This window comes from Methanobacterium bryantii, assembly GCF_002287175.1.
Lineage (GTDB): Archaea > Methanobacteriota > Methanobacteria > Methanobacteriales > Methanobacteriaceae > Methanobacterium_D > Methanobacterium_D bryantii.
Genome location: NZ_LMVM01000001.1, coordinates 693,766 through 708,302, shown reverse-complemented (window position 1 = coordinate 708,302; position 14,537 = coordinate 693,766). Strand labels below are relative to the sequence as shown.

Annotated in this window: 11 protein-coding genes; all 11 read left to right on the top strand. The window is 29.9% G+C overall.

The genetic code is table 11. The features are described 5' to 3' along the window. Positions 1-851: 851 nt before the first annotated feature. The 11 genes from ASJ80_RS03235 to ASJ80_RS03185 all read left to right on the top strand — a co-directional run bounded on the left by ASJ80_RS03235 (position 852) and on the right by ASJ80_RS03185 (position 14,488). Complete coding sequence (locus tag ASJ80_RS03235) at positions 852-1,280, top strand: DUF1616 domain-containing protein (protein ID WP_069582548.1); 429 nt, start codon at positions 852-854, stop codon at positions 1,278-1,280. A 39-nt stretch (positions 1,281-1,319) separates the two neighbouring features. Then, complete coding sequence (locus ASJ80_RS03230; protein WP_069582550.1) at positions 1,320-2,252, top strand: SDR family oxidoreductase; 933 nt, start codon at positions 1,320-1,322, stop codon at positions 2,250-2,252. Positions 2,253-2,627: 375 nt separating this feature from the next. After that, complete coding sequence (locus ASJ80_RS03225; RefSeq protein WP_069582552.1) at positions 2,628-4,058, top strand: flippase; 1,431 nt, start codon at positions 2,628-2,630, stop codon at positions 4,056-4,058. 155 nt (positions 4,059-4,213) lie between these two features. Then, entirely contained in the window at positions 4,214-4,879 is a 666-nt protein-coding gene (locus tag ASJ80_RS03220) for a class I SAM-dependent methyltransferase (RefSeq protein WP_069582554.1), read from the top strand. 93 nt (positions 4,880-4,972) lie between these two features. Then, the gene (locus ASJ80_RS03215; RefSeq protein WP_069582556.1) at positions 4,973-6,046 is read left to right on the top strand and encodes a glycosyltransferase family 2 protein; all 1,074 of its coding nucleotides are present in this window, start codon (positions 4,973-4,975) and stop codon (positions 6,044-6,046) included. Between the two features lie 24 nt (positions 6,047-6,070). Beyond that, positions 6,071-7,186, top strand: coding sequence for a glycosyltransferase family 2 protein (locus ASJ80_RS03210; RefSeq protein ID WP_069582558.1), 1,116 nt, complete (start codon positions 6,071-6,073; stop codon positions 7,184-7,186). Between the two features lie 145 nt (positions 7,187-7,331). After that, positions 7,332-8,549 (top strand): glycosyltransferase family 4 protein, encoded by a 1,218-nt coding sequence (locus ASJ80_RS03205; RefSeq protein WP_069582560.1) that lies wholly within the window; start codon positions 7,332-7,334, stop codon positions 8,547-8,549. Positions 8,550-8,867: 318 nt separating this feature from the next. Next, on the top strand, positions 8,868-9,881 hold the full coding sequence (locus tag ASJ80_RS03200) for a glycosyltransferase family 2 protein (RefSeq protein WP_069582562.1): 1,014 nt from the start codon (positions 8,868-8,870) through the stop codon (positions 9,879-9,881). 15 nt (positions 9,882-9,896) lie between these two features. Continuing rightward, on the top strand, positions 9,897-10,967 hold the full coding sequence (locus ASJ80_RS03195; protein WP_069582564.1) for a glycosyltransferase: 1,071 nt from the start codon (positions 9,897-9,899) through the stop codon (positions 10,965-10,967). Positions 10,968-11,226: 259 nt separating this feature from the next. Then, positions 11,227-12,456, top strand: a complete 1,230-nt coding sequence (locus ASJ80_RS03190; RefSeq protein WP_069582566.1) for a GDP-mannose 4,6-dehydratase — start codon at positions 11,227-11,229, stop codon at positions 12,454-12,456. A 337-nt stretch (positions 12,457-12,793) separates the two neighbouring features. Next, entirely contained in the window at positions 12,794-14,488 is a 1,695-nt protein-coding gene (locus ASJ80_RS03185) for a glycosyltransferase family 39 protein (RefSeq protein ID WP_245837437.1), read from the top strand. The last annotated feature ends 49 nt before the right edge of the window (positions 14,489-14,537 follow it).

Here is a 14,537-nt window from a genome sequence, read left to right as displayed (position 1 = left end):
AATTAGAAATTTTGCAAGCCGTCGAAAATTCGTAGAATTTTTGGGCCGCAAAATTCTATGAATTTTGCAAGCTGTCAAAATCTTTGATTTTGACGCGACAAATACGAAGTATTTGTCAGCTGCGATTTTTACGGTTGCGAATTTTCAATTCGCAAACACAGAAAATGCAACGCATTTTCTTTAGCTGTCAAAATCTTTGATTTTGACGCCCCGAAAACCGTAGTTAGAGAAAAATGCGTAGCATTTTTCTATACGTAAAAAATCTACGATTTTTTAAGGTTTTCCTGAACCGCAAAACGAAGTTTTACATGCCCCAAAATTCTTCGAATTTTAAGGGTTTTGCAGGCGACAAATACGAAGTATTTGCCAGCTGCGATTTTTACGGTTACAAAAACCTTCGAAAACTGTTAAATCTTTGATTTGACGCATCGAAAATTGTAAATTTTCGAATGCTTTGTTTTCGAGGTTTCAAAAATCGAAGATTTTTGAAGACCGACAGTTTTTGTGAACATGAGCGTTAAAAAATTAAGGCTGTAAAATACATTGTACTTTTCTAGGGAGGAATTCTTAAAGATGTTCTAGATATTTAATTTGCCTGATTTTAAAGTTCAATAACTTTCAAAATTTCACAAAATATCCCCCTACTCATTTTAATATATCCTTAACTTAATCTATATATGTATACAAATAGAAAAAAGTATTATATAAATTTAGAATATATTAAACAAGAATAATTATTAAAACAAATAAAATAATAATATTCTAGAAATATGATCTAATTTAAATAAACAATTTTTAAATAAGCAATTTTATAGAATGAATTTAACACACATAAATAAGGAAGATTATATATGAGTAAATTTAACTTGGATAAACCAATATCAATTATTTTAATTATTGCACTTATCATTGCAGTTGTTGCAACTATTTATATTGCCGTTTTTCCACAACCTGGCGAAAAATTCACCGAATTTTACATTTTAGGACCTAATGAAAAAGCAGGTGATTACCCAACTAATTTAACTGCCGGCGAAAGTGGAAATATGATTATTGGTATTGTAAATCATGAATATGCAAATACTACATACCAGTTAGTGGTAAAAAATAATCAAACTATTTTAAAAAATGAAAGCATTACCCTTACAAATAGTGAACAAAAAGAAATTCCATTCAAATTTAATCTTCCTGCTGGAAACCAGAATGTAAAATTTTTATTATATAAATTACCGGATACTCAAAACGTCTATCGTTCGCTTAATCTAAACGTGAGTGTAACTTGAAGTTCAGTTTAAACATTAATATCTATTAGAGGAATACCTATGAAAAATAAAAAAGTTGTAGTTACAGGCGGTCTCGGATTTATTGGATCACATCTTGTCGAAAAACTTAGCCAAGACAATCTGGTCGTTATTATTGATGATCAATCAACTGGAAATATAGAAAATATAAAACACTTTAATATTTCTAAAATTGACACTACACTGGGGGATATAACTTCAATTAATTTAGAAGAAATTTTTGACGGTGCCGATTATGTTTTCCATGAGGCAGCCGTTACCAGCGTTCAAAAAAGTGTAGATGACCCCTTTATTTCAAATAAAGTCAATATAACCGGGACATTAAAAGTTCTTGAGGCTGCAAAAAATACAGATGTTAAAAAGGTAGTACTTGCCTCTTCTTCGGCTGTTTACGGAGATACAGAATCACTGCCGCTTAGTGAAGATGATCCAGTTAACCCTTTATCACCCTATGCTGTGGGTAAAACTACTGGGGAACTATACTGCAATGTATTTTCTGAAATTTATGGATTACCAACAATTTCCCTTAGATATTTTAATGTATTTGGACCAAGGCAGGACCCTAACTCACAATACGCGGCTGTAATCCCTATTTTCATTGATAAAATACTTAAAAATGAAAGTCCTATTATATATGGAGATGGAGAACAGAGCAGAGATTTTGTCTCAGTAAAAAATATTGTAGCTGCTAATATAATGGCTGCAGAATCAAAATTAACCGGCGCATTTAATATAGGCCTTGGTAAAAGCACCACTATAAACCAGCTTTTTTTGATGATAAAAGAAATTATTGGAATAGACATACAACCCATCTATGAGAAAGAACGCCCGGGAGATATAAAGTATTCATTAGCAGATATATCCAAGGCTAAATCAATGGGTTATGATCCAAAAGCTGATTTTAAAGAGGAACTGAAAGAAACTGTAGAATGGTTTAAAAAAGTTCTATCTTAATGTAATGCCGTTTAATTTTTATAAAAATATAAAAAAATTATTTTTTTTAACTTAAATTTATTATTAATGCTTTCAATTTACAAAAAATGCAGATATTGTCATTAAGTCATTCATTTATTTAATTTTTAATTTGTAAATGAAAATGATCCGTTAATAGAAATATATTTATTGTAAGTAAGTAATAAGTTACAGTGATATTGTAATGTGCAACAATGAGTCAAAAGCATAATATTCCTAATTTAAATATATGATATGCACTTGATTTCATTATTTTAATGCAGAATTAGCATTTTAACCGTTTATAAAGAGTTATTAAAGTTATAAAAACTAGATTTGTAATTTAATATATCATCATTAAAAAAGGAAGAATTTTTAATGAGCAGAGTTCGTAAAATAGCAAAAAACACTACTTTTTTATTGATATCGCAGATTATAAGCTATATTTTCACATTTTTTATTACAATGTACGCTGCAAGATACTTTGGAGCCAGTATATTTGGAATATGGTCTATTGCACTTTCTATTACCGGAATTCTCGGCATCTTTGCGGATTTAGGTATGAGCACGCTTATGGTAAGAGAAATTTCAAGGAATTTATCTGATAGAGATAAATATATCTCCAATATTTTTCTCATAAAAATTATCCTGTCCATTTTAACCTTTGTATTGATAATAATCATCACCAATATAATTGGATATCCCGAAATCGTTAAAAATATTATTTATATTGTCACGGTATCTGTGATAATAGGGTCTTTTTCAGGTGTTTTAGGTGCTATTTTCCAGGCCAATGAAAAAATGGAATACATATCATTGAGCACGATATTGAGTTCAGTTATAGTGCTTTTAGGCACTGTAATTATGATACATTATAATTTAAGCATTATTTTCTTTGCTTTTATTAATGTGATTTCTGCAGGATTAATCGCAGCATATATCCTTTTCAAATATGTGCAAAACTTTCCGCTGCCGGAACTTAGAATAGATCTTTCATTTTGGAAGCCCATAATAAAAGAATCATGGCCCTTTGGAATAACTGCCCTTAGTGGAATGTTGTATAATTATATTGACTCAATAATGCTGTCGGTAGTACAGGGAGCAGAAGTAGTTGGTTGGTACAGCGCTGCATACAGATTAATGTTGATACTGTTGTTTATACCAAATGCAATTAATATGGCTATTTTTCCAGTTATGTCCCAGTTTTACACATCTTCCAAAAATTCGCTTAAACTAATGAACGAAAAATATTTCAAATATATGATTATAATTGGAGTTCCGATGGGAGTTGGAGTGACCATTTTAGCAGATAAAATTATATTAACGATCTTCGGTCCAGGATACAGTCAATCAATAATTGCCTTACAGATACTGATATGGACAATTATACTAACTTTTGCAGGGGCTCCATTTGTACAGCTGTTACAATCAATAAATAAACAGTATATTATAACTAAAATCTCCATAATATCTGCTGCAACAAATATATTATTAAATTTATTCTTAATTCCTCTCTTTAGTTATATTGGAGCAAGTTTTGCTACACTTATAGCTGCAATAGTTTCAACAGGGTATATCTTCCTGGTTACTTACAAATTTGGTTATGGAATTCAATATAAAACAGTCATGGATGATTTATCAAAGATTTTATTTGCAACTTTAATCATTAGCATATTTATATTGTATTTTAAAGATTTAAATCTATTTTTATTGATTATTATGGCTACCTTGCTGTATTTAATCATTATTTATATATTTGGGTGCATTGATGAAGTTGATATAATGCTATTGAAACAATTAAGGAGATAAATATATTACTAATAATAAATATAGTAATATATAGCATTTTAACTTAAATGGTCTTTAAATATTCAAATAAAACCTTAAAAAAGGACAATCCTGAATTTAAATAATCTAAAATTTTGACATAATCAATATTTTAAGGGTATCATAGAGGTAATCTAATGGAAAATAATGAAATATTTAGAGATACTAAAAACTGGTACTTAACTATAGAACCATGTGTATCCTTAAAGTCCATTAATTTTGTTACCAACCATGCGGGAAGGAAAATATTAGATTTAGGATGTGCTACAGGAGGTTATTGCAGTAATTTAAACAATTTAGGATATAAATGCACAGGTGTAGACATAAATCCAGAATATGTTGAAAAAGCACGTGAAAATGACATAGAAGCATATACAATGAAAGCAGACAATTTAGAATTCCCAGACAACACTTTTGATACAGTTTTACTCTTTGAAATTTTAGAACATGTAGATAATCCACATAAAATTTTAAAGGAATCAAAACGAGTAGCAAAGAAAAATATACTTATAACAGTACCAAACTGCACACAATTTTTTGAGCTTAAATCAACAGGATTAACATATGAGCATATTTTAGAAAAAGATCATATTAATTTTTTCACAAAAAAAGACCTTGAAAACTTAATTTCAAAAGAATTCAGCACATTTAGAGTTGTAGAAGATGATCCTATTAATTTAAATCAATTATCATTAATTACAGGATTGCCTTTATGGTTAAGATTACCAATTAGCCTGTTTAATAAATTAAAATTCATTAAATCTTCCCTATACTACCGTTTATACGCAGTAATTGATGTATAATTGTTATTTAAATTATATTTAAATAAAATTTCGATAATGGTCGCTTAATTCATAAATATAAATTAAGCTTTATTTATTAATTTGAGGCCCTAAATGAACCCAAAAGTTTCAATAATTATTCTAAACTGGAACCGCTGGAAAGACACCATAGAGTGTCTAGAATCAATTTACCAGATTAATTATCCAAATTATGATGTTATATTGGTAGACAACAGTTCTACTGATAATTCCATAGAAAAAATAAAAGAGTACTGTAAATGCAAAATTAAGGTCCAATCCAAACATGTTAAGTACAGCTATTTAAACAAACCTATTAAAATCTTTGAATACACTGAAAAAGAACTTAAAACATTGAAAAATAGATCAGATGAATATTATAAGATACCATCATCTAAAAAAATAACTATAATTAAAAATAAACAAAATTATGGATTTGCTGGGGGAAACAACGTCGGGATAAGATTTGCATTAAATACTGACTCAACATATATACTCCTTTTAAATAATGATACTATTGTTGAGCCTGATTTTCTTACGGAATTAATAAAAGCAGCAAAAAAATATAGAAACATAGGGAGCATTCAATCTTTACTTTTAAAACCTGATGGAAAATTCATAGATTCTTTAGGTCAGGAAATTCATATTTGGAGCGCAATGGATAAAGGAATAAATTCAGCATATAATCCAATTATAAAGGATAGAGAAATATTTGGAGCCTGTGCTGCGGCGGCTGTTTATCCAAAAGAAGTTTTAAAAAACAGTGGATTATTTGATGAAAATTTTTTTGTAATCTTTGAAGATGTAGATCTTTCCTGGAGAATCAGATTAAAAGGATTCAAATCTGTTTTAGCCGTAAATTCAGTAGTTTATCATAAAAGAGGTATTTCAGAAAGTATAAATCAGCATAAAACATCTGATCTAATGGAATACCATTACAATAAAAATTTATTGATTACAATGCTTAAATATTATCCATTATCACACCTTTTTGGAAGTAAAAATTTAAATAAAACAATATTTTATCTAAAAAAAACCATATTATATTCATTAAAAGTTAAAAAGACATTAGAACTTAATAGGATTATTTTAAGTAATATATGGATTAGGATCAGTATGTTTAACCACCCACTATTATATGAAATACAAAAAGAATGGATTATACAATGATTCAGCACATTTAAAGGTTATATCATGAAAAAACCAGAAAATAATGTTGCCATAATTATCCTGAACTGGAATGGTTGGAAAGACACTATTGAATGTTTAGAATCAATTTATCATATTAATTATCCTGATTTCAATGTTATAGTAATTGATAACAATTCCAACGACAACTCTGTAGAAAAAATAAAAGAATACTGTAAAGGAAAAATAGGGGTAAAATCTAACTTTTTTCATTATGATACATCCAATAAACCTATAAAAATATTTGAATATAATGAAAATGAATTTGAAACTGCACAAAAAGATGAAAAAGAGATTTCTAATATATTACCCTCTGAAAAGATTATTTTAGTAAAAAATAATGAAAATTATGGTTTTGCAGGCGGAAATAATACTGGAATTAAATACGCAGTTTGTATCCTTAAATCTAATTATGTTCTCTTGTTAAACAATGATACAGTTGTTGACAGAAATTTTCTCGAAGAACTCGTAAAAACAGCTGAAAATGATGAAAAAATAGGGTTTGTAGGGGCAAAAACTTATTTCTACGACAAAAAAGAAGTTATACAAGCAGCTGGTGGAGGAAAAATAGACCTCAAAAAAGTTATTGCGGTTGAAACAGCTTTTAATCAGATAGATGATGGCAGGTATGATCAAAACTGCGAATTAGATTACATCACCGGTTCATGTATACTCTGTAAAAAAGAAGTGATTGATAAAATCGGAATGTTAAATGCTAATTATTTTATGTATTGGGAGGATGTTGACTGGTGTTTTAGAGGAAGAAGATCAGGATATAAATCAGTTTATGCATTCAAGTCAAAAATCTGGCACAAAGTAAGTGTATCAAGTACAAACTATCTTAAAACTTACTATTGTACTCGAAATAGGATTTATTTTATGGAACAAAACATCAATAACCACAATAATTTTAAATTCTTATTATATTTCTCCATATACCTATTTTTACCGCAAATCATTTCCTACTTACTTAATAGGGATTTAAGAGGAGGATTTAACCCCTATTTAAAAGGATTTATCAGCGGGCTTAAATTATACAGCAGCCCTATCAGAACTGGTAAAAAATACAATTTAGAGGACAACATTGATTATAACAGTAATCAAATAAAAAATCTTGATTAATATATAAAAATAATATTTGAACATTAATAACAGTTTAAATAAAATTTAAGGCTTAAATCATATGTAATAATTAAATTGTTTCAAAATTATCAGAAGTAAAGAATTTACATGCCTGATTAAAACCTACTGTACATAGAGGAGTAATATGAAAGAAACATTAAAAATTGCTGTTTTTCATAATTTACCTTCAGGAGGGGCCAAAAGAGCATTGTATGATCATATTAAATATCTGGTCTCTTCAGGACATGAAGTTGATGTTTTTGTTCCTGAAACTGCAAATGAAAGCTTTTTATCTCTTGCAGAACTGGTGAATAATTTTAAGGTGTTTCCTGTAAAAACTGGTTTTTTAAGATCATTAATTTATTCCAAGCTCAACCCAGAAACTCCCAGTAGTGACCTGGTATCACTGAAAGAGCTTGAATCAACTGAAAAAAGTATTGCTACGTATATTAATGGCGGAAATTATGATGTGGTTTTAAGTGAACAGGATCGATTTACAATGTCCCCCTTCCTTCTTAAATATATCAAAATACCTGCTGTTTACTACTGCCAGCAGCCTTTACGCAATGATAAAATCCTTGAAGAAGTCTCAAATGATATAAAAAGTCCCAATTTTATTCGAAAAAAAATTAAATATCGGGATTTAAACAATACATTTAAAATTGACAGCATAAATGCCAGGCATGCTAAATATATCCTAGCAAACTCCTATTTTTCAAGAGAATCTCTTTTAAAAACATACGGATTAAATTCTTTTGTTTCTTACCTTGGAATTGATACATATAAATTTAAACCGCTGCAACTATCTTCTGAAGATTTCGTGCTGTCTGTGGGTTCATGTACACCTATCAAAGGATATGATTTTACAATACGATCTTTATCTTTAATAAATGAGCAAATACGTCCAGAGTTCATCATAGTTTCTAATTTCTCATCGCTGGAATGGAAAAATTACATAGAACAACTTGCAAATAAATTAAGAGTAAAATTAACTATTCTAGATTTAATAAATGACCATGAACTGATAAAATTATATAATAAAGCAAAAATGGTTATTTATACTCCTTATCTTGAACCATTTGGGTTAATTCCGATTGAATCCATGAGCTGTGGAACTCCTGTTGTTGCTGTTAAAGAAGGAGGTGTTAGGGAAACAGTGGTACACAATGAAACAGGATTGCTCATAGATAGAGATGAAAATTTATTTGCACAGGCCATTCTTGAACTTCTAAGGGACACAGATAAAAGTCGTGAAATGTCAAAAAATGCCATAACTAATGTTCAAAATTTCTGGACCATAGAACATGCCGGAATCAGATTATTAAACCATTTAAACCGAGCCATAGATAAATATACATCATAAATTGCAAATTTAAAGTTTAAATTTATCATTTTTAAAGCCTCAATCAAGAAAACTAACAATTTAAATTCATTGTAGATTATCTATCTTTATAACCCGATTATATGGAATAATATTTACTAATTATATAATAAAAACTTTAAAAAGTCCAAATAGGGCTCTTTTGAAGAAATAATACCATAGAATCAATGTTGATTTTATATTATATTGATATAAAAATTATTTATGTTATAAAGTACATACTAACTATGGAGTATCATTTTTACCTCCAGAACATTTAAAGGAATGTTTTCCAGTCAAAAAAAATCATGATATGATATTATGAACCCCAAAATTGCAGTGGTAATTTTAAACTGGAATGGTTCTGAAGATACTATAGAATGTCTTGAATCATTACGCCAAACTACCTATTTCAATTACAGTATAATTGTTGTTGACAATGCATCTTCAGATAATTCCCTGGAAAAAATAATGCGATACTGTAAAGGCGGAATTGAAGTTAAATCTGCTTTTTTTAAATATTCTTTAAAAAATAAACCGATTAAAACTGCAGAATATACAAAAGAACAATCTGAAAAAATAAAATTTAATTCTGCAGAGGTTGTGCTGATTAAAAATGACAAAAATTATGGATTTGCAGAGGGAAGCAACATTGGAATAAGATATGGATTAACTAATTTAGATTCAGACTACATTCTCCTCTTAAACAATGATACAGTAGTTGACAGTGATTTTTTAAGAGAACTGGTTAAAGTTTCTGAAAGCAGCCATAAAATAGGGTTTGCAAGCCCCAAAACATACTACTATGATTTTAATAACAAGCGAAATGTCATAAATTTCGCCGGCGGATCCTTAAACATGTTTAAAGGACAGTCTCACTCCATTGGTGTAAATGAAGTTGATAATGGCCAGTATGATGAAATAAAGACTGTAGAATATGGTGAAGGTTCCTGCTTGCTTGTAAAAAGAGAAGTTTTAGAGAAAATAGGTTTATTCGATACAAAATATTTTGCTTACTGGGAAGAAGCAGATTTATGCACAAGAGGAAATAAAGCAGGATACAGGTCCGTGTACGTTCCAAAAGCTAAAATATGGCATAAGGTTTCAGCATCAACAGATGACCCCACTAAATTATATTATTATACCCGGAATAAGTTCTGGTTCATGCGAAAATATGCAAATAGAACCGAGTATATTTCTTTTCTGCTCCTTTTTTTTGGATTCTATTTCTGGAATCTAACCTGTAAGTATACCTTATACGGTATATATAAAAGAAGCCTGAAACACAGTAATTACTTTTTAAAAGGAATAAAAAACGGCATTTTTATTAAATAATCACCAGATGGAAAAATGATTACTATTAATTTCATTACCAGCTGGAACACAGAATGTGGAATAGCTGATACCACCAGACTACTTGTTGATGAATTAAAAAAATATGATGATATTCAAATCAACATCTGTCCAGTTAAAAAATCTGGGCCTAAAAATCCTTTTTACTTCTTTAAATTATTAAAAAATATCCCAAAGAATCAAATTACACATATCCAGTACCACAGCGATTTATTTGGCCCTTTTATACCTGATGTTTCACTCAGTTATTTTCCAATGGTTATATCTCTGCTGAAATTCTGGCGAAAAAATAAAATAATTACCACTGTACATGAAATAGACTCAAATTCAATGATAGATAAAATCATTATTAAATTTCTAAACTTTTCTGACAAATTAATTGCCCATAACAGTAATCTAATCAATTCTATGGAAAATTGTGGAGTAAAAAAGGGTAAGTTATTTTTAATTCCGCTGGGTACCCTCCAAAGTAAATTACTGGATAAAAAGTTATGTAAAAATATGTTAGGGGCAGCAGACAAGAAAATATTGACTATTTTTGGATTTATAGGTTTAAATAAAGGACATGACCTCATTGTTGATATTTTACCTGAGCTTGATAAAAACCATATCCTTGTTATAGCAGGCGCCCCCAGAACTAAAGAACAAATTAAGTACCAGCACCTTTTAGAAGAGCAAATATTTAATGCAAGGTTACAGGACAGGGTGAAATTTCTTGGTTTTGTTGATAGAAAACAGCTCCCAGTTGTTGCAGGCGCCACGGATATTTTTATATATCCTTACCGATGGATTATCGCTTCTGCAGCTCTTAATATAGCCTTAAGCTACCAAATCCCAACCATAACTTCTGACCTGAATTATTTTAAAGAAATAAAAAGAGAATACAGTTGTATAGAACTATTTAAAAGCGAAAATAAGCAGGATTTACTGGAAAAAATATGCGGCCTCCTGAGAAGTACTGAAAAACAGGAACATCTTAAGGAAAAATGCAGGTATTTTAACAAAAAAACAAGCTGGAGGACTGTTGGAAATAAAATGAGGGAATTATATTTGGAATTGGCATACTAAATTTGTATATTAGTAAGTAATTAGTAACATTAATTAATAATAAATACATACTTAATACTAAGAATTCCCCAGGAATGCATGTGAAAAATGAACATACATCAATACTCCCATTTGCATGGCTACTGAAATGAAAAATCTAAATGACCAAATCCCACATTCCATGAAATATAAGACATGCTACACACAATAAAAGCCAAAACAAGCAATACAATACAGAAATTACTTAATTTAAGGTGAAATTTAGTTATGAGGGGCTTGAATGAACTGGAAAGGTAAAAATGTTTTAATAACTGGAATAGGCGGATTTGTAGGGCCTTATTTAGGAGAAAGCTTGTTAGAAAAGGAAGCTATTGTCTTTGGATTAGTTAGAAAGAGGGCTGATGGGGTAAAAACTAAAAGTTTAGAGGATAAGGGAATTGAAAATGATGTGAAGTTGATTGGTGGTGATTTGACTGATATTACTTCGCTTGCTAATGCGCTTGACGCGTCAGATCCTGATTTTATTTTTCATTTAGCTGCTCAATCTTTTGTTCCGAGGTCTTTTGAGAATTCACTGGAAACACAGCAAATAAATTGCATAGGAACTGCGAATTTATTAGACGCAGTAAGGATAAAAGATATTGATGCAAAGATTGTTTTTGCAGGTTCCAGCGAGGAATATGGGCTGGTCATATCATCCAGTAATCACCATGAGCAGGCGCAAAAAAAACATCAATCCATATTTCCTGAAGTAGAAAATATTCCCGAAGTTCCTATTAAAGAGTCTAATCCTTTACGTCCTATGTCTCCTTATGCTGTTTCTAAGGTTTATGGTGATTTTTTAATGAGGAATTATTATCATTCTTATGGCATGGATAATGTTGTTTCTCGTGCTTTTAACCATGAGGGTGCTGGAAGAGGGCCCATGTTCGTTACATCGGTTATAACTAATCAGATTATGAAATTAAAATTTGGAGAAATTAGTAAAATTAATATAGGTAATGTGAACGCTTTTAGGGATTGGTCACATGTTAGGGACATAGTTAAAGGCTACGTACTTCTTGCTGAGAAGGGTAAAAGCGGTGAAGTATATAATCAGGGTTCAATGCGAACAAATTCAGTATTAAGCTACATATTATTAGGTCTAAAAGAAGCAGGATGGAATATTGATAAAATTGAAACCTTTAATGGGGAAAAAATGGTTAAAGAACCTGTTGATATGGACCATTCCAAGATTTTTGGAATTGGTTTTGAAAAAACAGCAGTAGATAGGATGATGCTGGAGGGAGAACTGGAATATACAATTCTTGATAAAGGAATTTACGCCCACACAGATAAAGGAAAAATAGCAGTAGAATTCAACCCTGAAAGATTTAGACCAGCAGAAGTACCAATTTTATTTGCAAATACCAAAAAAATTCAAAAAACAGGCGCTAAAATTGAGTATAAACTAAACCACATTATAAAAGACCAGTTGAACTACTATCTAAAAAAAGAAAACAGGCTTTAATCCACTTTACGGCACTTTCATATGGAAGTGTTAAACATACCAAATTAGTCCATGGACTGTTAACTTGCTTTAAAAACTAAAATTTATTGTTTATTTATCCTTTTTGTATTAATATCTAACTAATTAATATATACATATTTTAAAGCCGCGTATGTTAAATTAAGATATAAACCAGATTTTTAGATTATACAAAAAAATATTTATTGCTTACTGTTAAAAATTAAATATTAAAACTTAGAAACATGACTAACATATAAATCATGCACATTTAAATTTGATATGTTAAATCATTCTATACTTCTAAGATTTTCAGGGACTTTTAACTCAAGGTGATGAATTGGACAGTGCAAAAAACAAACATAAACCTGCTTTTACAAATTTAAATAAAATATACCGCAACCCTCTCTTTATATTAACCATAATTACGGTAGGAATAACTTCATATATTTTATACGTTCAAACGAAAATTGGTGTTCCCTACTGGGATGTTTTTAACTATTTAAATAATGCACTCTACTTTGCAGGTATAGGAAAAGGCAGTGCACTCTACCTTCCACCAGTTGTACCCCTTTTAACATCTCTTTTTTTTAAAACAGGATATGTTTCCATCAATGCTATTTTTATTTTAGATAGTATACTGCTTGTAATTGGAGTAATTGGACTATATTTATTATTAAACATGCGGTTTAATGAAATTCAAAGCTTTACTGGCAGCATAATATTTATATCGTTTCCAGTTGTACTGTCGTGGGTTGCTGCAGGCGGCATAGATATTCCCGGAGTTTCTTTTTCAATATGGGCAATTTATTTAACTGTTTTAGGTGTTAAAAAGGATTCAAAATTTTTATACTTTGTCATACCCATTATCATGTTAGCATTCCTTACAAGGTACACTGCGGGCCTCATAGTTCTCCCAATAGTACTTTATTCCATCATCAATATACGAAAAATACAAAAAATTAAAAAAGTTATTTTAGGTATTTCGTTAGAGATTGCAGTACTGCTTGCTGCGTTTATATATTATTTAATACATTTAGGGGCTATAAAAACTTTTTATAACCTGTTAATGAATATTACTACCTCTTCAACTACAGGAGTAGGGGACGTTGCATATAACCCCAGCGTATGGTATTATCTCCAAAACATACCGAATTATATCTCAGTAGGCCCCATCCAGGGCACTTATCAACAAATATTAAATCCTTCCATGGGCGTTCCATCCATATTGTCATATATAACTATATTAATTGCTTCTATTGGGATTATATTATATATAAACTCTATTTTAAGCTCTAAACTTAACTCAAATAAATTAAAGATAAGCAGAAATAAATTAATAGAAATTATAGTGCTGATTGTTCTGGTTATTGGATTTGCCGCTGCTTTTAATAATGTATCCTATGTTATAAATGAGGTAATTCTCTTTGGAATATGTTGTATTTTGTATATGCTTTTGAGGAACCAAAAAACCAAAAATCTGGATATGGATTTAATGTTTTTTTCATGGTTTGGAGCTTATTTAATATTTCAAAGTATTTTAGGAATGAAAGTGGATAGATATTTTATTACAATGGCCCCTGCACTTGTATATTTCATTATTTTAGGTTTAAGTGAATTTATTAATAAAATAAACCCTAAAATTAAAAATAAAAATTTAAAATCATGGGGTATTTACTCAATAATCGCATTGATATTTTTATCGTCTGCTGCAGTTACTTATATAGGACATACGCCTAAAAAAACGTTTACCGTTGATATAGGAGATGCGAGCAACTGGATTAAAGAACATGATCCCGATTACAAAAACAAAATAATTTATTCAGACTATCCTCCTGCAGTCAGCTGGTATCTCAAAAAACAGGTGAATGGCGCATATACAAGACTTTACAGTAATTCAGAAGAATTTTCGAAACGGCTCCAGAAAAAAGATGCTTATTATTACATTGATTCGCTAAGCGCGCCCAAACCTGATCTTGATGGTTATCATATAGTCAAAACATTTGGAACTGTGGCAGTTTACGAGAAATATTAATTCAATCCATTATTATAATTAGCTGATGGTGGGGTGCTTAAAAATGAGG

Excerpts from the sequence above, each read along its gene's own strand:
- ASJ80_RS03220 (WP_069582554.1), top strand. The coding sequence starts at position 4,214 with ATGGAAAATAATGAAATATTTAGAGATACTAAAAACTGGTACTTAACT.
- ASJ80_RS03195 (WP_069582564.1), top strand. The coding sequence starts at position 9,897 with ATGATTACTATTAATTTCATTACCAGCTGGAACACAGAATGTGGAATA.
- ASJ80_RS03205 (WP_069582560.1), top strand. The coding sequence starts at position 7,332 with ATGAAAGAAACATTAAAAATTGCTGTTTTTCATAATTTACCTTCAGGA.
- ASJ80_RS03190 (WP_069582566.1), top strand. The coding sequence starts at position 11,227 with ATGAACTGGAAAGGTAAAAATGTTTTAATAACTGGAATAGGCGGATTT.
- ASJ80_RS03215 (WP_069582556.1), top strand. The coding sequence starts at position 4,973 with ATGAACCCAAAAGTTTCAATAATTATTCTAAACTGGAACCGCTGGAAA.
- ASJ80_RS03230 (WP_069582550.1), top strand. The coding sequence starts at position 1,320 with ATGAAAAATAAAAAAGTTGTAGTTACAGGCGGTCTCGGATTTATTGGA.
- ASJ80_RS03210 (WP_069582558.1), top strand. The coding sequence starts at position 6,071 with ATGAAAAAACCAGAAAATAATGTTGCCATAATTATCCTGAACTGGAAT.
- ASJ80_RS03225 (WP_069582552.1), top strand. The coding sequence starts at position 2,628 with ATGAGCAGAGTTCGTAAAATAGCAAAAAACACTACTTTTTTATTGATA.
- ASJ80_RS03235 (WP_069582548.1), top strand. The coding sequence starts at position 852 with ATGAGTAAATTTAACTTGGATAAACCAATATCAATTATTTTAATTATT.
- ASJ80_RS03200 (WP_069582562.1), top strand. The coding sequence starts at position 8,868 with ATGAACCCCAAAATTGCAGTGGTAATTTTAAACTGGAATGGTTCTGAA.